This is a genomic window from Streptomyces sp. WMMC1477 (assembly GCF_027460245.1).
GTDB lineage: Bacteria > Actinomycetota > Actinomycetes > Streptomycetales > Streptomycetaceae > Streptomyces.
On record NZ_JAPZBD010000003.1, the window covers coordinates 4,484,121 to 4,503,381 of the forward strand.

18 protein-coding genes are annotated in these 19,261 nt (G+C 72.6%); 12 read left to right on the forward strand and 6 right to left on the reverse strand.

Features of this window, described 5'->3' with window-relative positions; translation table 11 throughout:
• Positions 1 to 62: 62 nt before the first annotated feature.
• Complete coding sequence (locus tag O7609_RS20135; protein WP_269737184.1) at positions 63 to 623, forward strand: TetR/AcrR family transcriptional regulator; 561 nt, start codon at positions 63 to 65, stop codon at positions 621 to 623.
• On the opposite strand, the gene O7609_RS20140 is transcribed toward O7609_RS20135, so the two are convergent.
• Positions 586 to 1,386, reverse strand: a complete 801-nt coding sequence (locus O7609_RS20140) for a M23 family metallopeptidase (RefSeq protein WP_269744003.1) — start codon at positions 1,384 to 1,386, stop codon at positions 586 to 588. The genes O7609_RS20135 and O7609_RS20140 overlap by 38 nt on opposite strands.
• A gap of 431 nt (positions 1,387 to 1,817) precedes the next feature.
• Between O7609_RS20140 and rpsB the strand changes: the two genes are divergently transcribed.
• From rpsB to O7609_RS20190, 10 genes are all read left to right on the forward strand, one after another.
• A complete protein-coding gene (gene rpsB, locus O7609_RS20145; protein ID WP_269735602.1) occupies positions 1,818 to 2,693 on the forward strand; it encodes a 30S ribosomal protein S2 in 876 nt (291 codons plus the stop codon).
• A gap of 162 nt (positions 2,694 to 2,855) precedes the next feature.
• Positions 2,856 to 3,692 carry a translation elongation factor Ts gene (tsf, locus tag O7609_RS20150; RefSeq protein WP_269735601.1) on the forward strand — a complete coding sequence of 279 codons (837 nt, stop codon included), beginning with the start codon at positions 2,856 to 2,858 and terminating at the stop codon, positions 3,690 to 3,692.
• A 137-nt stretch (positions 3,693 to 3,829) separates the two neighbouring features.
• Positions 3,830 to 4,579 (forward strand): UMP kinase, encoded by a 750-nt coding sequence (gene pyrH / locus O7609_RS20155; protein WP_269735600.1) that lies wholly within the window; start codon positions 3,830 to 3,832, stop codon positions 4,577 to 4,579.
• A gap of 151 nt (positions 4,580 to 4,730) precedes the next feature.
• Positions 4,731 to 5,288, forward strand: coding sequence for a ribosome recycling factor (gene frr, locus O7609_RS20160; RefSeq protein ID WP_219091442.1), 558 nt, complete (start codon positions 4,731 to 4,733; stop codon positions 5,286 to 5,288).
• Positions 5,289 to 5,318: 30 nt separating this feature from the next.
• Positions 5,319 to 6,422 (forward strand): phosphatidate cytidylyltransferase, encoded by a 1,104-nt coding sequence (locus O7609_RS20165; protein ID WP_269735599.1) that lies wholly within the window; start codon positions 5,319 to 5,321, stop codon positions 6,420 to 6,422.
• A gap of 48 nt (positions 6,423 to 6,470) precedes the next feature.
• Positions 6,471 to 7,013 (forward strand): GNAT family N-acetyltransferase, encoded by a 543-nt coding sequence (locus O7609_RS20170; protein WP_269735598.1) that lies wholly within the window; start codon positions 6,471 to 6,473, stop codon positions 7,011 to 7,013.
• A 30-nt stretch (positions 7,014 to 7,043) separates the two neighbouring features.
• Positions 7,044 to 8,150: a 23S rRNA (adenine(2503)-C(2))-methyltransferase RlmN gene (gene rlmN, locus O7609_RS20175; RefSeq protein ID WP_269735597.1), complete on the forward strand. Its 1,107-nt coding sequence runs from the start codon at positions 7,044 to 7,046 to the stop codon at positions 8,148 to 8,150.
• 200 nt (positions 8,151 to 8,350) lie between these two features.
• The gene (locus O7609_RS20180; RefSeq protein WP_269735596.1) at positions 8,351 to 9,454 is read left to right on the forward strand and encodes a thiamine ABC transporter substrate-binding protein; all 1,104 of its coding nucleotides are present in this window, start codon (positions 8,351 to 8,353) and stop codon (positions 9,452 to 9,454) included.
• Positions 9,455 to 9,531: 77 nt separating this feature from the next.
• Complete coding sequence (locus O7609_RS20185; RefSeq protein WP_269737183.1) at positions 9,532 to 11,145, forward strand: ABC transporter permease; 1,614 nt, start codon at positions 9,532 to 9,534, stop codon at positions 11,143 to 11,145.
• 1 nt (position 11,146) lies between these two features.
• Complete coding sequence (locus O7609_RS20190) at positions 11,147 to 12,280, forward strand: ABC transporter ATP-binding protein (protein WP_269735595.1); 1,134 nt, start codon at positions 11,147 to 11,149, stop codon at positions 12,278 to 12,280.
• On the opposite strand, the gene O7609_RS20195 is transcribed toward O7609_RS20190, so the two are convergent.
• From O7609_RS20195 to O7609_RS20210, 4 genes are all read right to left on the reverse strand, one after another.
• Complete coding sequence (locus O7609_RS20195; protein WP_269735594.1) at positions 12,237 to 13,367, reverse strand: hypothetical protein; 1,131 nt, start codon at positions 13,365 to 13,367, stop codon at positions 12,237 to 12,239. The genes O7609_RS20190 and O7609_RS20195 overlap by 44 nt on opposite strands.
• Positions 13,349 to 14,152 (reverse strand): ABC transporter ATP-binding protein, encoded by an 804-nt coding sequence (locus tag O7609_RS20200; RefSeq protein ID WP_269735593.1) that lies wholly within the window; start codon positions 14,150 to 14,152, stop codon positions 13,349 to 13,351. The genes O7609_RS20195 and O7609_RS20200 overlap by 19 nt, the downstream gene beginning before the upstream one ends.
• A 353-nt stretch (positions 14,153 to 14,505) precedes the next feature.
• Positions 14,506 to 15,885, reverse strand: a complete 1,380-nt coding sequence (locus O7609_RS20205; protein WP_269737182.1) for an aspartate aminotransferase family protein — start codon at positions 15,883 to 15,885, stop codon at positions 14,506 to 14,508.
• Entirely contained in the window at positions 15,870 to 16,364 is a 495-nt protein-coding gene (locus tag O7609_RS20210; protein ID WP_219091451.1) for an Lrp/AsnC family transcriptional regulator, read from the reverse strand. The genes O7609_RS20205 and O7609_RS20210 overlap by 16 nt, the downstream gene beginning before the upstream one ends.
• Positions 16,365 to 16,528: 164 nt before the next feature.
• Between O7609_RS20210 and O7609_RS20215 the strand changes: the two genes are divergently transcribed.
• Positions 16,529 to 17,962: a gamma-aminobutyraldehyde dehydrogenase gene (locus O7609_RS20215; protein ID WP_269735592.1), complete on the forward strand. Its 1,434-nt coding sequence runs from the start codon at positions 16,529 to 16,531 to the stop codon at positions 17,960 to 17,962.
• A gap of 147 nt (positions 17,963 to 18,109) precedes the next feature.
• On the opposite strand, the gene O7609_RS20220 is transcribed toward O7609_RS20215, so the two are convergent.
• Positions 18,110 to 19,186 (reverse strand): adenosine deaminase, encoded by a 1,077-nt coding sequence (locus O7609_RS20220; protein WP_269735591.1) that lies wholly within the window; start codon positions 19,184 to 19,186, stop codon positions 18,110 to 18,112.
• Positions 19,187 to 19,261 lie beyond the last annotated feature (75 nt).

The following is a 19,261-nucleotide window of genomic DNA, read 5'->3' on the forward strand; positions in this document are numbered from 1 at the left end:
TCCTGACCGGTCCGTCGGGAGGTCGTAGGCTGGAACACGTGCCCAGGATCCGAGCGGCCACAGTGGCCGAGCATCGCACCATGCAACGCCACGCCCTGCTGGAGGCGGCCCGGACGCTGCTGTCCGAGGGAGGCACCGAGGCGCTGACCTTCCCCGCGCTGGCCGAGCGAACGGGGCTGGCCCGCTCGTCCGTCTACGAGTACTTCCGCTCCCGCGCGGCCGTCGTCGAGGAGCTGTGCGCGGTCGACTTCCCCGTCTGGGCCGCCGAGGTCGAGGCGGCGATGGCCGCCGCGAGCACTCCGGAGGGGCAGATCGAGGCCTACGTCCGGCGGCAGCTCGTCCTCGTCGGGGACCGGCGGCACCGGGCGGTCGTGGCGATCTCCGCCAGCGAGCTGGACCAGGGCGCCCGCGAGCGCATCCGTGCGGCCCACGGCGGGCTCGTCGCGATGACGGTCGAGGCACTCGAAGCGCTCGGCCACGAGCAGCCCCGGCTCGCGGCGGTGCTGCTCCAGGGCGTGGTCGACGGTGCCGTCCGCCGTATCGAGCTGGCTGTGGAGGACCCGGAAGCCGTGACGGAGGCAGCCGTCACCATGGCCCTGCGCGGGGTGGCGGGCGGCTCCTGACCCGCGGCGTCCGCGCGGCCTGGCGGCGCAGGGCGCGGCGGGCCAGGGCAGCGGCGCCGGCCAGCCCGGCGGCCACGCCCAGCGGGGCCGTCGAGCCGGGAGGCACACGGACGCCGGTCGGCAGCCAGCCGGGCGCCCCCGGGCGGACCGGCCCCGTGCCCGCTCCACGCCCCTCCGGGGGCGAGCCGTGCCCCGGCAGCGGCACCCCGAAGACCGGCAGCAGGACCGAGGGCCCGCGCAGCGCGGCGAGCGGGTCCAGATAGGTGTCGCCCCGGCGCAGGCCCCAGTGCAGACAGGCCCGCGGCGCACAGTGCGAGGGCCCGTCCGCCAAGGCGCCGAGGGTGGCGCCGACAGCCACCCGCTCACCCGCGGTGACGGAGGGCCGCAGCGGTTCGTAGGTCGCGCGCAGCACCGGCCCGCCCCGCCCCGTCAGCTCGACGGAGACCACGTCCCGCCCCGCCACCCGGCCGGCGAAGACGACGCGCCCGCCCCAGGCCGCGCGGACCGGCTGCCCCGCCCGGCCCGCCAGGTCGACCCCGCGGTGCCCCGGGCGCCAGGGCGCGGCCGGGAGTTCGACGTCCCGCACGACTTCGGCGCGCGGCAAGGGCCACGTGGGCCGCCCGCCGCCGGGAGCCGGAGCGCCGGGGGAGGCCGGAGCGCCGGCGGAGGGCGGCGGAGCCGCGGAAGCCACCGCCGTCCGGCCGCCGAGCAGCGCGCCCGGTGGCAGGGTGAACGGGACGAGGGCCAGGGCGAGCGCGAGCACGCCCGCGAGGGCGCCCGGCAGGCCGGTCGGCCGCGCGCCCGGCCGGGCACCCGGAAAGACAGTAGGTGACGATCTTGCGACGCAAGGTGACTGCCTCATGGGTGCAGCGTGGCAGCTTCGGCGGCCGGGCGTCGCACCCGCGCGGAAGCTGTGGACTACTCGCCGGTTGTGGACAAACCGGCGAACAACCGAGCGTGTCGCTTGGCGTGCGGCGGTTCCCGTACACTTCTGCTGGCGACCCGGGTCACCGGGTCGACTTCGCACGCCCCGCCACCTCGTCGGCTCTACCGTCGGGTGGCCGCGTATCCCGGTCCTGACAAGCCGCCCCACCGTGTGGACGGGGCCGCTCGTCGGGCACGACGCGTCCGGGGCGTCAGGGGCACGGCCACCGGCCGTCGCCGACAACCGAGGACACAACAAGGAGAACGGCCATGGCCGTCGTCACGATGCGGGAGCTGCTGGAGAGCGGCGTCCACTTCGGGCACCAGACCCGCCGCTGGAACCCGAAGATGAAGCGCTTCATCTTCACCGAGCGCAACGGCATCTACATCATCGACCTGCTCCAGTCGCTGTCGTACATCGACCGCGCCTACGAGTTCGTCAAGGAGACGGTCGCCCACGGCGGCACCGTCATGTTCGTCGGCACCAAGAAGCAGGCCCAGGAGGCGATCGCCGAGCAGGCGACGCGCGTGGGCATGCCGTTCGTCAACCAGCGCTGGCTCGGCGGCATGCTGACCAACTTCTCGACCGTGCACAAGCGGCTGCAGCGCCTCAAGGAGCTGGAGCAGATCGACTTCGAGGACGTGGCCGCCTCCGGCCTCACCAAGAAGGAGCTGCTGGTCCTCTCCCGCGAGAAGGCGAAGCTGGAGAAGACGCTCGGCGGTATCCGCGACATGCAGAAGGTGCCCAGCGCCGTCTGGATCGTGGACACCAAGAAGGAGCACATCGCCGTCGGCGAGGCCCGGAAGCTGAACATCCCGGTCGTCGCGATCCTGGACACCAACTGCGACCCGGACGAGGTCGACTACAAGATCCCGGGCAACGACGACGCGATCCGCTCCGTCACCCTGCTCACCCGCGTGATCGCCGACGCGGTCGCCGAGGGCCTCATCGCCCGTTCCGGCGCCGCCGAGGGCAAGGGCGGCGGCGAGCAGGCCGTGGCCGAGCCGCTGCCGGAGTGGGAGCGGAACCTGCTGGAGGGCGAGAAGGCGGCGGAGGCCACCGAGGCCAAGCCCGCCGAGGAGAAGCCGGCCGAGGAGAAGGCCGAGGAGAAGCCCTCCGAGGCCCCGACCGAGCAGCAGGGCTGACACCCGGGCACACCGTGTATGTCAGGAGCACGGCGGGAGCGGGGCGCGAACGCGCCCGCCCCGCCGTGCGCCCGCACCTGAATCGGGTCGATCCCGTCGCACCCGGGCTCGACACAGACCACTCGATTTCCTTCATCGACTTTTCGGGAAGAGATTCACCCCATGGCGAACTACACCGCCGCTGACGTCAAGAAGCTCCGGGAGCTCACCGGCGCCGGCATGATGGACTGCAAGAAGGCGCTCGACGAGGGCGACGGCAACGTCGACAAGGCCGTCGAGATCCTGCGCGTCAAGGGCCAGAAGGGCGTGGCCAAGCGCGAGTCCCGCACCGCCGAGAACGGCGCCGTCGCCGCGCTCATCGCCGACGACAAGGCCTCCGGCGTGCTGGTCGAGCTGAAGTGCGAGACGGACTTCGTCGCCAAGGGTGACAAGTTCCAGGCCGCCGTGAGCACCGTCGCCGCGCACATCGCCGCCACCTCGCCGGCCGACACCGCCGCCCTGCTCGCCTCCGAGATCGAGAGCGGCAAGACCGTCCAGGCCTTCGTGGACGAGAAGAACGCCGAGCTCGGCGAGAAGATCGTCCTGGACCGCTTCGCCCAGTTCTCCGGCGGCTACGTCGCCACCTACCTGCACCGCACCAACCCGGACCTGCCGCCGCAGGTGGGCGTGCTCGTGCAGCTCGACAAGGAGAACGCCGAGGTCGCCAAGGACGTCGCGCAGCACATCGCGGCCTTCGCGCCGAAGTACGTCTCCCGCGACGAGGTTCCGGCCGAGACGGTGGAGAACGAGCGCCGTGTCGCCGAGGCCACCGCGAAGGAGGAGGGCAAGCCCGAGGCCGCCCTGCCGAAGATCGTCGAGGGGCGTGTCAACGGCTTCTTCAAGGAGAACTGCCTCCTTGACCAGCCCTTCGCGAAGGACAACAAGAAGACCGTCCAGAAGGTCCTGGACGAGGCCGGCGTCTCGCTGAGCCGCTTCGCGCGGATCCGCGTCGGAGCCTGAGCGACCCCCGGGCCCGGCCGCTGTAGGGTCGGGCACACGGCAGCCCGGACAAGCCGCTACGAGGAGGCCATTGCCACAGGAACCCGCCAGTTCCGCACCGGCAATGGCCTTCCTCGTATGTGCACGAGGAGATTCCCATGAGCAGGACCGAAACCGACCCCGACGTTCCCCGCCGTTTTCTGCTGAAGCTCTCCGGCGAGGCGTTCTCTGGCGGCGGCGGTCTGGGCGTCGACCCCGACATCGTGCACAAGATCGCCCGGGAGATCTCGGCCGTCGTGCGGGACGGTGCGCAGATCGCCGTCGTCATCGGCGGTGGCAACTTCTTCCGCGGAGCCGAGCTGCAGGTCCGCGGCATGGACCGGGCCCGTTCCGACTACATGGGGATGCTCGGCACGGTCATGAACTGCCTCGCCCTCCAGGACTTCCTGGAAAAGGAGGGCATCGACTCGCGCGTGCAGACCGCCATCACCATGGGGCAGGTCGCCGAGCCGTACATCCCGCTGCGTGCGATCCGGCACCTGGAGAAGGGCCGGGTCGTCATCTTCGGCGCGGGCATGGGCATGCCCTACTTCTCCACGGACACCACCGCGGCCCAGCGCGCTCTGGAGATCCACGCCGAGGCGATGCTCATGGGGAAGAACGGCGTCGACGGCGTCTACGACTCCGACCCGGCCAAGAACACGGAAGCGGTCAAGTTCGACGCCCTCAGCTACGACGAGGTCATCACCCGGGACCTCAAGGTGGCGGACATGACCGCGATCACCCTGTGCCGCGACAACAAGCTGCCGATCCTCGTCTTCGAGCTGCTCGCCGAGGGGAATATCGCGCGGGCGGTCCAGGGTGAGAAGATCGGCACGCTGGTCAGCAGCCAGAGCAACAGGGGCTGACCTCCGCCCCGGTGGACACGGGCCTGCCGGTCGGACACCGTGCAGGCACCTGGGCTCTGCCCGCGACACCCGGTACTCCGCGGAGGCCGGGAGGCCGGGGGCACCGTCCGAACCCGCTCAATCCGCCCAGTCATCGAACCAGGAGCACGTGGTGATCGAAGAGACCCTCCTCGAAGCCGAGGAGAAGATGGAGAAGGCGGTCGTCGTCGCCAAGGAGGACTTCGCCGCGATCCGTACCGGACGCGCGCACCCGGCCATGTTCAACAAGATCGTGGCCGACTACTACGGGGCGGCGACCCCGATCAACCAGTTGGCGTCCTTCTCGGTCCCCGAGCCGCGCATGGCCGTCGTGACCCCGTTCGACAAGAGCGCGCTCCGCAACATCGAGCAGGCCATCCGCGACTCCGACCTCGGGGTCAACCCGTCGAACGACGGCACCATCATCCGGGTGGTCTTCCCGGAGCTGACCGAGGAACGGCGCAAGCAGTACATCAAGGTCGCCAAGGGCAAGGGCGAGGACGCGAAGGTGTCCATCCGCAGCGTCCGCCGCAAGGCCAAGGAGACCATCGACAAGGCCATCAAGGACGGCGAGGTCGGCGAGGACGAGGGCCGCCGCGCCGAGAAGGAACTGGACGACACCACCTCGAAGTACGTCGGCCAGATCGACGAGCTGCTCAAGCACAAGGAAGCCGAGCTGCTCGAGGTCTGACGGTTCTTCAAGGTATAAGGGCTGCAATCAGTGAACGACTCACCCTGGGGTGCGCCGCCGCCCACCGGGCACGGGTTCCGTCCCGGCTCCGGGAACGTCCCGTCGGCGGGTCCCGTACACGACGTCCGCGATCCGGCGCAGACTCGGCCCATGCCCATCGTGCCCGACGCCGACGGAAACCAGGGGGAGCACGGCGGCCCCACCGGCCCCGCGCCGGACGGGGCTGCCACCGGCGGCAGCCCGCCCCTCCCGCCAGGAGACCCGGGGCCCGGAGCGTCCCCGGCGACCTCCGTGCCCGCTTCGCCGCCCGGCCGCGCGAAGCGGGCAGGCCGTGACCTGCGCGCTGCCATAGGGGTCGGCGTGGGGCTCGGCGCCGTCATCCTGGCGTCGCTGTTCCTCGTCAAGGACGTCTTCGTCGCGGTGATCGCGCTCGCCGTCGTCGTCGGCCTGTGGGAGCTGACGTCCCGGCTGGCCGAGCGCAAGGGCATCCACGCGCCGCTGGTGCCGCTGGCCCTCGGCGGGCCGGCGATGGTCGTCGCCGGATACGTGGGCGGCGCCGAGGCGGCCTGGGTGGCGATGGCCCTGACCTGCCTCGCCGTCCTGGTGTGGCGGATGGCGCAGACGCCGCACGGCTACCTCAAGGACGTCACGGCCGGGGTCTTCACGGCCTTCTACGTGCCCTTCCTCGCCACGTTCGTCGCGCTCATGCTCGCCGCCGACGACGGTGCGCAGCGGGTGCTGACGTTCCTCCTGCTGACCGTGGTGAGCGACACCGGCGCCTACGCGGTCGGCTGGCGCTTCGGCAAGCGCAAGCTCGCCCCGCGCATCAGCCCCGGCAAGACCCGGGAAGGGCTGCTGGGCGCCGTCGCCTTCGCCATGATCGCCGGTGCCCTGTGCCTGCAGTTCCTCATCACGGACGGCACCTGGTGGCAGGGCCTGCTGCTGGGCCTCGCCGTGGCCGCCAGCGCCACCCTCGGCGACCTGGGCGAGTCCATGATCAAACGGGACCTGGGCATCAAGGACATGGGCAGGCTCCTGCCCGGCCACGGCGGCATCATGGACCGCCTCGACTCCCTCCTCCCGACCGCCCCCGTCGTCTGGCTCCTCCTCGTCGTCTTCGTCGGCACCGGCTGAGCCGAATACCCCGCGCCGCGTCCGCTCTCCCCGCGTTAGCGTGCCGGGGTGCTTCGGATACGCGAGATGTGCCGGGACGACGTCGACGCCGTCGCCGACCTGCGCGTGCGCGGCTGGCAGACGGCGTACGCCGGGATCCTGCCGCAGCCGCACCTGGACGCGATGAGCGTCGAGGAGGACGCCCGACGCCGTCGTGAGGCCTTCGCCGGTCCCCGCTCACGAGCCGTGCAGCTGGTGGCCGACGACGGGACGGGCGCGGTGGGCTGGGCCGCCTACGGGCCCTACCGCGGCACGCCGCCCGAGCCGGACACGGGCGAGCTGTACGCCCTGTACGTCCGCCCGGAGCTGGTGGGCACGGGTGTGGGGCGTGCCCTCGTCGAGGCCGTGCACACCGGGTTGTGGCGGGACGAGGGCTGGGCGGGATGCGCCCTGTGGGTGCTGCGGGACAACGCGCGGGCCAGGCGCTTCTACGAGGCGGCCGGATACCGGCCGGACGGCGCCGTGCAGGCGGAGAGCTACGAGGGCCGAGAGGTGGCGGAGGTGCGGTATCACCGGAGCCGTCCGCCGGGGCGTGGGCGGCCGGTCGGGTGACGCCGGACGATCTGCGACACTGGACGGGTTATGCCTGCGCCTGGAGAACTGACCTTTGTCGCGCCGCGGGGGGCTGCCAAGCCGCCGCGGCACCTCGCCGACCTCGCACCCGTCGAGCGCAAGGAGGCGGTGGCCGGGATCGGGGAGAAGCCGTTCCGGGCCAGGCAGCTCTCCCAGCACTACTTCGGCCGGTACGCGCACGACCCCGGGCAGTGGACGGACATCCCGGCCGCGGCGCGGGAGAAGCTGGCGGCGGAGCTGCTGCCGGAGCTGATGACGGTCGTCCGGCACATCAGCTGCGACGACGGGGACACCCGCAAGACGCTGTGGCGGCTGCACGACGGAACGCTGGTCGAGTCGGTGCTCATGCGCTACCCGGACCGCGTCACGATGTGCGTCTCCTCGCAGGCCGGCTGCGGGATGAACTGCCCGTTCTGTGCGACGGGGCAGGCCGGTCTCGACCGGAACCTGTCGACGGCGGAGATCGTGCACCAGATCGTGGAGGGCATGCGGGCCCTGCGCGACGGCGAGGTGACCGGCGGGCCCGCGCGGCTGTCCAACATCGTCTTCATGGGCATGGGCGAGCCGCTGGCCAACTACAAGCGGCTCGTGGGTGCCATCCGGCGGCTGACGGACCCGGCCCCGGACGGGGTGGGGCTCTCCCAGCGCGGCATCACGGTTTCGACCGTCGGTCTGGTTCCGGCGATGCGGCGCTTCACGGACGAGGGCTTCAAGTGCCGGCTCGCCGTCTCGCTGCACGCGCCCGACGACGAGCTGCGCGACACCCTCGTGCCGGTCAACACGCGGTGGAAGGTGCGCGAGGTGCTGGACGCGGCGTGGGAGTACGCCGAGGTCTCCGGTCGGCGGGTGTCGATCGAGTACGCGCTGATCCGGGACATCAACGACCAGGCGTGGCGGGCGGACCTGCTGGGCCGGCTGCTCAAGGGCAAGCGGGTGCACGTCAACCTGATCCCGCTGAACCCGACGCCGGGTTCGAAGTGGACGGCGTCCCGTCCGGAGGACGAGCGGGAGTTCGTCCGCGCCCTGGAACGGCACGGTGTTCCGGTGACGGTCCGGGACACCCGGGGCCAGGAGATCGACGGCGCCTGCGGCCAGCTCGCCGCGTCCGAGCGCTGAGACCGCGGCTGGGGCACGGCCGGGCGCTGGTATCGTCCGAACATACGTATAACCATCCGACAGGGGAGCGCGCAGCGCTGAGAGTGCGGTAGGCCTCGAACAAGGAACCGCAGACCCTCGAACCTCGCCCAGGTCATGCTGGGTAGGAAGTTCGGAACCTCTCGTGCTGCCCGCATGCGCCCGTACCCGAAGGCAGCACGATGAAGCGCAGTACGACCGTGTTCAGCACGACGCTCAAGGGAGCCCTCGCCGCGACGCTGGGCACTGCCCTGCTGGTGGGCTGCGGGGCCTCCGACGACTCCGACGACTCCGGCTCGTCCGGAAAGAAGGACGAGACGGTCACCCTCGTCACGCATGGCTCCTTCGTCGTCTCCGAGGACGTCCTGAAGCAGTTCACCCAGGAGACCGGCTACCGCGTGGAGGTGCTCCAGAGCGGGGACGCCGGGGTCATGGTCAACAAGGCCGTCCTCAGCGCCGGCAACCCCGAGGGCGACGTCCTGTTCGGGGTGGACAACACCCTGCTCTCCCGGGCCCTGGACGCCGGGGTGTTCACCCCCTACGAGGCGGCGGGGCTCGACGGCGTCGACGACAAGCTCCAGCTCGACGCGGAGCAGCACCGCGTGACGCCCGTGGACACCGGCGCCGTCTGCGTCAACTACGACCGGGCGTACTTCGCCGACCAGGGCGTCGAGCCGCCCCAGACCCTCGACGACCTCACCGACCCGGCGTACGAGGACCTCCTCGTCGTGCAGAACCCGGCGACGTCCTCACCCGGTCTGGCCTTCCTCCTGGCCACCGTCGGCGCCTACGGGGAGGAGGGCTGGCAGGACTACTGGAAGGACCTGAAGGCCAACGGCGTCATCCAGTCCGAGGGCTGGGAGCAGTCCTACAACGACCTCTTCAGCGGCTCCTCCGGGGGCCGGGACGGGGACCGCCCGCTCGTCGTCTCCTACGCCTCCAGCCCGGTCGCCGAGGTGCTCTACGGCACCGAGGAGAACCCCGAGCAGGCGCCGACCGGCGTCGCCACCGGAACCTGCTTCCAGCAGACGGAGTTCGCCGGACTGCTCAGGGGCGCGGACAACCCCGAGGGCGGCAAGGCTCTTCTCGACTTCATGCTGGGCACCTCCTTCCAGGAGGACATCCCGCTGAACATGTTCGTCGCCCCGGCGCACGGGGACGCCGAGCTGCCCGAGATCTTCGAGCGGTACGGCGCCGACGTCGAGGACCCGCACACCGTCAGCCCGGAGAAGATCGACGCCAGCCGGGAGCAGTGGGTCAAGCAGTGGTCCGCGCTGATGCGGTGACCGAGGGGCGAACCGGAACCGTCCGCGTCGCCCGCGCGGGGGGCGGGCGACGCGGACTCGCGGTACGGCTCGGGCTCATGGCCGTGCCCGTGGCGTTCTTCGCCGTCCTCTTCGGCTATCCCGTCACCGCGATCGTGGCGCGCGGGCTGCGCGAGGGCGGGCGCTGGCGCTTCAGGCGCGCCTGGGAGGTGCTGACGGACCCGGTGACGCTGGACGTCGTCGGCTTCACCGTCGGCCAGGCCGCCGCGTCCACCGCGCTGACCCTGGCCGTCGCCCTCCCCGGCGCCTACGTCTTCGCCCGCCTCGACTTCCCCGGCAAGCGGCTGTTGCGCGCGGTGGTCACCGTGCCGTTCGTGCTGCCCACCGTCGTCGTCGGCTCGGCCTTCCTCGCGCTCCTCGGGCGCGGCGGACTGCTGGACGGGGCATGGGGCGTGCGCCTGGACACCTCCCTGTGGGCCATCCTCCTCGCCCACGTCTTCTTCAACTACGCCGTCGTCGTCCGGACGGTGGGCGGGCTGTGGGCGCAGCTCGACCCGCGCCAGGAGGAGGCCGCCCGGCTGCTCGGCGCCTCCCCCTTCGCGGCCTGGCGCCGCGTCACGCTGCCCGCGCTGGCCCCCGCGGTGGCCGCCGCCGCCCTCATGGTCTTCCTGTTCACCTTCACCTCCTTCGGCGTCGTCCAGATCCTCGGCGGCGCCCGCTACGCCACGCTGGAGGTGGAGATCTACCGGCAGACCGCCCAGTTCCTGGACCTGCCGACCGCCGCCGTGCTGAGCCTCCTGCAGTTCGCCGCCGTGGGTGCGCTGCTGGCCGTCCACGCCTGGACGGTGCGGCGCCGCGAGTCGGCGCTGCGTCTCGTCGACGCCGCGCACACCGCGCGGGCGCCGCGCGGCGCGGGGCAGTGGACGCTGATGGCCTCGCAACTGGCCGTCATCGTCGTCCTGCTGCTCGCCCCGCTGGCCGTCCTCGTGGAACGCTCGCTGGCCACCCCGGACGGGTACGGGCTGCTGTTCTACCGGGAGCTGGCGGCGCCGGCCGACGCGACCAGCACCTTCGTCGTCCCGGCCATCGAGGCCGTGGGCAACTCCCTCGCCTACGCGGCGGTGGCCACGCTCATCGCCGTCCTCGTCGGCGGGCTGGCCGCCGCCGCCCTCACCCGTAGGGCCGGACGGTTCGTCCGCGGCTTCGACGCCCTGCTCATGCTGCCGCTGGGCACCTCGGCCGTCACCGTCGGCTTCGGGTTCCTCATCGCCCTGGACGAGCCTCCCCTCGACCTGCGGTCCTCCTGGCTCCTCGTGCCGCTCGCGCAGGCGCTGGTGGGCGTGCCGTTCGTCGTCCGCACGATGCTGCCGGTGCTGCGGGCCGTCGACGAGCGGCTGCGCGAGGCCGCCGCCGTGCTGGGGGCCACCCCGCTGCGGGCCTGGCGCGAGGTGGACCTGCCCCTGGTGCGGCGGGCGCTCGCCGTCGCCGCCGGGTTCGCCTTCGCCGTCTCGCTCGGCGAGTTCGGGGCGACGGTCTTCATCGCGCGCGCCGACTCGCCCACCCTCCCGGTGGCCGTCTCCCGGCTCCTCGGCCGGGCGGGCGAGCTCAACTACGGGCAGGCGATGGCCCTCAGCACCGTTCTCATGCTCGTCTGCGCGGCCGGGCTGCTCGCCCTGGAGCGCGCCCGCACCAACACCTCGGGGGAGTTCTGACATGGCGTCGCTCGACGTGGAGGCCCTGACCGTCCGCTTCGGTGAGCGGGCGGTGCTCGACGCCGTCGGGCTGGCGGTGGACGAGCGGGAGACGGTGTGCGTGCTGGGCCCCAGCGGCAGCGGGAAGTCCACGCTGCTGCGGGCCGTCGCGGGCCTGCAGGAGACCGACGCCGGCCGCGTCCGGCTCGCCGGACGCGACCAGGCCGGCATCCCCGCCCACCGGCGCGGGCTCGGGCTGATGTTCCAGGACCACCAGCTCTTCCCGCAACGCGACGTCGCCGGGAACGTGGCCTTCGGGCTGCGCATGCAGGGCGTGCGCCGGGACCGGGCCGCCGCCCGCGTCGCGGAGCTGCTCGACCTCGTCGGTCTGCCGGGCTCCGGCGGGCGTGCCGTCGCCTCGCTGTCCGGCGGGGAGCAGCAGCGGGTGGCGCTGGCGCGGGCGCTGGCACCCGAGCCGCGGCTGCTCATGCTCGACGAACCGCTCGGCCAGCTCGACCGCGGCCTGCGGGAGCGGCTCGTCGTCGAGTTGCGGCAGCTCTTCGACCGGCTGGGCACCACCGTCCTCGCCGTCACCCACGACCAGGGGGAGGCGTTCGCGCTGGCCCACCGCGTCGTGATCATGGCGGAGGGCCGGGTGGCGCAGAGCGGTACGCCCATGGAGGTGTGGCAGCGGCCCGCCTCCGCCTTCGTGGCGCGTTTCCTCGGCTTCGACAACCTGATCGCCGCCACCGTGAAGGAGCCCGGCGCCGAGACCGCGCACACCGCCTGGGGGCCGCTGCCGGTTCCGCCTGGCACGCCGGAGGGGGAGTGCACGCTGCTGGTGCGCCCGGCCGGGGTGCGGCTGGTCGGCGCGGGGAAGGGCCCCGGGAAGGGCTCCGAGGACGGCCCGGGCGACGGGCCGCGGGCGCGGGTGCTGGCCCGCACCTTCCGGGGCGACCACCTCGCCGTGCTGCTCGACGTCGAGGGGGCGCCCCGGCTGGAGGCGTCCTGCGCCCTGCGGGACGCGCCCGCCGTCGGGGAGGCCGTGCGTCCGCGCTTCGACGCGGCGGAGATCGTCCGCCTGCCGCCCGTCGCGGCTGACGGCGGGCCGACTAGGACAGGGGCAGCGCGGCCAGCCGCGCCACTCCCCAGGTGACCGGAACGAGCACGACGAGCACCGACGCCGCGCGCAGGGCGGCGGCCCGCCGGAGCAGTTCCCGGCTGGCGCCGAGCTGGGCGAGCGCGGCGCGGGCCGGAGCCAGTGCCGTGCGGGCTCCGGCGGCCGCGGTGAGCACGCCCGTCAGCGCGCAGAGCACGACGACGGCGCCCCCGAGGACGGCCAGCGGCCCGGGCGAGTCGTCGGGGCCGTAGACGTAGAGGGCGGCTACGCCCCCGCAGCCCGCCGCGCACAGGACGCCGATCGGGGCGCCGATCAGCGTGGCCTCCTCCTGGAGGAAACGGCCCGCGAGCAGCCGGGTCGCCCCGGGCCGGAAGGCGGCGAGGAGGCGGCCGGTGAGGCGGGTGAGGCCCGGGCCCGCCAGGGCCAGGCCGAGCGCGGTCAGCAGCCAGCCGACGATGACACCGGGCGGTACCCCCGCGGCGTCCCGGGCCGCGAAGGCCTCCAGGGCGAGGCCGAGCCCGACCAGCCCGACGCCGTAGGGCAGGCCGGCGGGCAGCGGGGGCCGGGGCCCGGGCCGGTCGAGGACGGGCTGCGGTGACGCCGGCCTGCGGGCGGCGGCGGCCCGCAGGCTCAGCGCGCTGGCCCCGGCGGCGGCGAGCGGCACCGTCAGCAGCAGGGTGACGGTGGCCACGAGGGGGACGGGGCGGCCGGCGGCGAGCAGCTCGCCCGCGGCGCCGTCGAAGGGCAGCCCGACGACGTCTCCGCGCAGGTAGAGGAAGACGAGCAGGGCGAGCCCGCTGCCGAGCAGACAGCACGCCGCGATCTGGACGGCGGACAGCAGCGGCAGCCCGGCCGTGCGGAGCCCGAGGGCGTCGAGCGCGGCCCGGGACCGGGGCCCGGGGTCGGTGCGCGCGACGACGAGGGCGAGGTGGACGGTGGCGGCCAGCGGGACAAGGCACCACAGCAGCCGGGGGACGGCGACGCCGGCGTCCCCGGGGTGGGCGAGGGCGTAGCTGAGGGCGGACAGCAGAAGGAAGCCGACGCCGGCCGCGGCGGCGGCGACGGTGAGCCGGGGGAGCTGGGTGAGAGCCCGCGAGCCGCGGATCAGACGGAGAGGGAGCACGATTCCTGATCCTCTGCGCTGGTGGCGGTGGTGGCCCCCGGGGTGGGCCGGGTGGCGGTGCGGCCGTCGCGCAGCCGCACGGTCCGGTCGATGAGGGCCTCGCGGGGCGCCGGGGGCGTGCCGGGGGCTCCGTCCGGGGCGCCGCTGTCCGGGCCGGTCAGGACGAGGGTGATGCCGTGGGAGCGGACGGCGGTGGTGAGGGTGCGCAGCACCTGGGCCCGGTCGGCCGTGTGCAGGGGCGCGGTGGGCTCGTCGGCGAAGAGGACCTGCGGGCCGTGGACGAGGGCCCGCGCGACGGCGACGCGCTGCCGCCGGGCCTGGGGAAGCTCGGCCGGGCGCTTGCGCGCGCAGTCGGCGACGTCCAGGCGCTCCAGCCACTCCTGCGCGCCGCGGCGGGCCGCGCGGCGGCCGGCGCCCACGAGCATCAGCGGGAGGGCGGTGTTCTCCCAGACGGTGAGCTCGGGGACGAGGGCGGGCTCGTCCCCGATCCAGCCGAAGCGGTCGCGGCACAGCCGCTCGCGGTCGGCCGGGGGGAGGGTGTGGACGGCGAGTCCGTCGAAGAGCACCTTGCCCTGGTGGGGGAGCAGCCGGCCGCTCAGGCAGTGCAGCAGGGTGCTCCTGCCGCTGCCGCGCGGCCCGGTGACGGCGACGATCTCGCCCTCGGCGATGTCGAGCGAGACGCCGAGGAGCGCGGGGGAGGGGCCGTAGGAGCAGTGCAGCCCGCGGGCGCTGAGGAGTGCCTCACCGGTGCGCGGGCCGGAGGGAGGGTTCTCGGGGGACGCCATTCCTGCACGGTAAGGAGGCGAGGCGGCCGCTCGGGGCCGCCGGGCGCGGGGCGCGGCGCAGGTTGCTCCACCCGGGTGACGCGGGTCCGCAGACGGCCGGTCCGCGACGGCCGGTCCGAACCGGGGACGGACGAACCCGGGGACGGACGGGCCGGGGGCGGGCGGGCATCCCGCCGGGCGCGACGCGGCGGACGCGTCGCGCCCGGTGCCGTGCCGGGGCGGATGAGGGAGAGCGCCCCGGTACGGCGGTCTGGGATGACCGGGGTGGTGCGGGCCTGGCCGGTGGCCGCAGCCACGTGCCGGGCCGGTGCCCGGAGCGCGCGGATCCGGGCACGTGGCCCGGCGTGTGTGGATCAGAGCCTGGTCCACGCCTCCGTCAGCACCGCGCGGAGGGTCTGCTCGATCTCGTCGAAGGTGCTCTGGTCCGAGATGAGCGGCGGCGCGAGCTGCACGACCGGGTCGCCCCGGTCGTCGGCGCGGCAGTAGAGGCCGTTGTCGAAGAGCGCCTTGGAGAGGAAGCCGTACAGGACGCGCTCGGTCTCCTCCTCGTTGAACGTCTCCTTGGTGGCCTTGTCCTTCACGAGCTCGATGCCGTAGAAGTAGCCGTTGCCGCGGACGTCGCCGACGATCGGCAGGTCGAGCAGCTTGCTCAGCGTTCCGTGGAAGGCGCTCTCGTTGTCCAGCACGTGCTGGTTGAGGCCCTCGCGCTCGAAGATGTCGAGGTTCGCCAGCGCCACGGCGGCCGAGACGGGGTGGCCGCCGAAGGTGTAGCCGTGCAGGAAGGTGTTGTCCCCCTGGTAGAACGGCTCGGCGAGGCGGTCGGAGACGATCGCGGCGCCGATCGGGGAGTAGCCCGACGTCATGCCCTTGGCGCAGGTGATGATGTCCGGCACGTAGCCGAACTTGTCACAGGCGAAGACCGTGCCGAGGCGGCCGAAGGCGCAGATGACCTCGTCGGAGACGAGCAGCACGTCGTACTGGTCGCAGATCTCGCGCACGCGCTGGAAGTAGCCGGGCGGCGGCGGGAAGCAGCCGCCGGCGTTCTGCACCGGCTCCAGGAAGACGGCGGCCACCGTCTCCGGGCCCTCGAAGAGGATCTGCTGCTCGATCTGGTCGGCGGCCCAGCGGCCGAAGGCCTCCGGGTCGTCACCGTGGATCGGGGCGCGGTAGATGTTGGTGTTGGGCACCTTGTGCGCGCCGGGGACCAGCGGCTCGAAGGGGGCCTTGAGCGCGGGCAGGCCGGTGATGGACAGGGCGCCCTGCGGGGTGCCGTGGTAGGCGACGGCCCGCGAGATCACCTTGTACTTGGTGGGGTTCCCGGTGAGCTTGTGGTACTGCTTGGCCAGCTTCCACGCGGTCTCGACGGCCTCACCGCCACCGGTGGTGAAGAAGACCTTGTTCAGGTCACCGGGGGCGTGCTGGGCCAGCCGCTCGGCCAGCTCGACGGCCTTGGGGTGGGCATAGGACCACACCGGGAAGAAGGCCAGCTCCTGGGCCTGCTTCGCGGCGGCCTCGGCCAGCTCGGAGCGGCCGTGCCCTGCCTGGACGACGAACAGCCCCGCGAGTCCGTCGAGGTAGCGCTTGCCCTTGTCGTCGTAGATGTAGGTGCCCTCGCCGCGCACGATGGTCGGTACGGGGGCGTTCTCGTACGACGACATGCGGGTGAAGTGCATCCACAGGTGGTCGTACGCGGTACGGGAGAGGTCCTTGCTCACGGTTATCGGGTTCCCCAGGTGTAGGTCTGCTTGCGCAGCTTGAGGTAGACGAAGCTCTCGGTGGACCGGACGCCGGGCAGCGTGCGGATGCGCTTGCTGATCATTTCGAGCAAGTGCTCGTCGTCCTCGCAGACGATCTCGACGAGGAGGTCGAACGACCCGGCCGTCATGACGACATAGGCCACCTCCTCCAGCTCCGCGAGGGCTTCGGCCACGGGCTCGAGATCGCCGTCGACGTTGATGCCGACCATGGCCTGCCGCAGCAGCCCGACGGTCAGCGGATCCGTCACGGCGACGATCTGCATGACGCCCTGGTCCTGCAGCTTCTGCACGCGTTGGCGCACCGCCGCCTCGGACAGGCCCACGGCCTTGCCGATGGCGGCGTACGGTCGCCGCCCGTCTTCCTGGAGCTGTTCGATGATGGCCAGGGAGACGGCGTCGATCGATCCGGTGCCGTTCGGTTTCTTCTCATCACGAGCCACGACCCCACTGTGCATGAGGTCTGCTCCGTCATGCAAGCCGTGAGCGATGTTTTTCGTTGTGTGTCGCTGTTTCCACGACTGATTTCGCAGTTACGGGGGAGTCGCCCTGTTGAAAACGTGGGTCTGGCGGTTAAGGTGTATGTCTCACCCATTGGACAACGGAGCAGGAGGGTGTTGACGTGACCACCGAGCTGCGTCGGCTGCGCAACTACATCGACGGGGAATTCCGGGACGCCTCCGACGGGCGGACCACCGAGGTGGTCGACCCGGCTACCGGCGAGACCTACGCCTTGGCCGCCCTCTCGTCCCCGGCGGACGTGGACGCGGCGATGGCCGCGGCCGAGGCCGCCTTCCCGGCCTGGCGCGACACCACGCCGGGCGCCCGGCAGCTGGCCCTGCTGAAGATCGCCGACGCCCTGGAGGCACGGGCCGACGAACTGCTGGCCGTCGAGTGCAAGGACACCGGCAAGCCCCTGGAGCTGACCCGGCAGGAGGAACTGCCGATGATGCTCGACCAGATCCGGTTCTTCGCCGGTGCCGCCCGCATGCTGGAGGGCAAGTCCGCGGGCGAGTACATGGAGGGCATGACGTCCTTCGTCCGGCGCGAGCCCGTGGGTGTGTGCGCCCAGGTCGCGCCGTGGAACTACCCGATGATGATGGCCGTGTGGAAGTTCGCCCCGGCCATCGCCGCGGGCAACACGGTCGTCCTCAAGCCCTCGGACACGACGCCGGCCTCGGCCGTCTTCCTCGCCGAGGTGCTGGGCTCGATCCTGCCCAAGGGCGTCTTCAACGTCGTCTGCGGCGACCGGGACACGGGCCGTTCGATGGTCGAGCACAGGACGCCGGCCATGGCCTCGATCACCGGTTCCGTACGGGCCGGCATGGAGGTCGCCGCCAGCGCGGCCAAGGACGTCAAGCGCGTCCACCTGGAGCTGGGCGGCAAGGCGCCCGTCGTCGTCTTCGGTGACGCCGACATCCCCGCCGCCGTCGAGGGCATCCGCGACGCCGGGTTCTTCAACGCCGGGCAGGACTGCACGGCCGCCACCCGCGTCCTCGTCCACGACAGCGTCCACGACGAGTTCGTCTCCGCCCTGGCCAAGGCCGCCGCCGAGGTCAAGACGGGCGATCTGGGCGACGAGGACTGCTTCTACGGCCCGCTCAACAACTCCGTCCACCTGGAGAAGGTGGAGGGCTTCATCGAGCGGCTCCCTGCCCACGCCAAGGTCGAGACGGGCGGCGAACGGGTCGGCGACACGGGCTACTTCTTCGCCCCGACCGTCGTCTCCGGCCTCAAGCAGGACGACGAGATCGTCCAGAACGAGGTCTTCGGCCCGGTCATCACCGTCCAGCGCTTCAGCGACGACGAGCAGGCCGTCGAGTGGGCCAACGGTGTCGAGTACGCCCTCGCCTCCTCGGTGTGGACCTCCGACCACGGTCGCGCCATGCGGCTGTCGAGGGCGCTGGACTTCGGCTGTGTGTGGATCAACACCCACATCCCGCTGGTCGCGGAGATGCCGCACGGCGGCTTCAAGAAGTCCGGCTACGGCAAGGACCTCTCGGCCTACGGCTTCGACGACTACACCCGCGTCAAGCACGTGATGACCGCGCTGTAAGGGGTGTCCGTACGCGGGGGTCCGGGGGTCCGTCAGACCGCCGGACCCCCGCCGTCGCTCACCCTGGCGGCGGAAGGGCCCCGGGGCGTCGTCCCGGGGCCCTTGGCCTCGCCCGGCCCGGCCTCGGTCCGCCCCCGGCGGGGCGGGTCAGGGCCGGCGGAGGGCCTCGGAGCGCCGGGCCAGGTACGCCGTGAGGTAGGCGTCGATCTCCGCCGTGAGCGCCGCCTTCGCCGGGGTCTCCAGGAAGGACGCCTCCACCGCGTTCTTCGCCAGCCCGGCGAGCCCCGCCTCGTCCAGGTCGAGCAGGCGGGCGGCGATGCCGTACTCGGTGTTCAGATCGGTGCCGAACATCGGCGGGTCGTCGCTGTTGATGGTCACCAGCGCGCCCGCCGCCACCATCTCGCGCACCGGGTGCTCCGCCAGGTTCTCCACCGCGCGCGTGGCGATGTTGGACGTCGGGCAGACCTCCAGCGGGATGCGCCGCTCGGCCAGGTGCTCCAGCAGCCTCGGGTCCCGCGGGGCGCTCGTGCCGTGCCCGATGCGCTCGGCGCGCAGATGGGTCAGGGCGTCCCAGACGGTGCCGGGCCCGGTGGTCTCGCCCGCGTGCGGCACGCTGCGCAGCCCCTCGGCGACGGCCCGGTCGAAGTACGGCTTGAACTGCGGGCGGGGCACGCCGATCTCGGGACCGCCGAGCCCGAAGGAGACCAGGCCGTCCGGCCGCAGCTCGCAGGCCTGCCGTACGGTCTCCTCCGCGGCCTCCAGCCCGGCCTCGCCGGGAATGTCGAAGCACCAGCGCAGGGTGACGCCCAGCTCGCTGCCCGCGGCCTTCCGCGCGTCTTCTATGGCCTCCATGAACGCCACGTCGGGAATGCCGCGCCGGGTGGAGCTGAACGGGGTGACCGTCAGCTCCGCGTACCGGATGTTCTGCCCGGCCATCTCGCGGGCGATCTCGAACGTGAGCAACCGCACGTCCTCGGCGTCGCGGATGAGGTCGACGACGGAGAGGTAGATCTCGATGAAGTGCGCGAAGTCCCGGAAGACGAAGAACTCGGCCAGCGCCTTCTCGTCGGCCGGGACCCTGGCGTCCGGGTGGCGGGCCGCGAGTTCGGCCACGATCCGCGGCGACGCCGAACCCACGTGGTGTACGTGCAGTTCGGCCTTGGGTAGGCCCGCGATGAATCCGGCCAGCTCGTCCGGGACCGTCAGGTCGGTCGGTTCTGACAAGGGTGCACCTCCGCTAGAACACCTCCGGGGGACATGGCCGTGAGGCCGCCGTCCATCGTATGCCGCCCCTCGCGG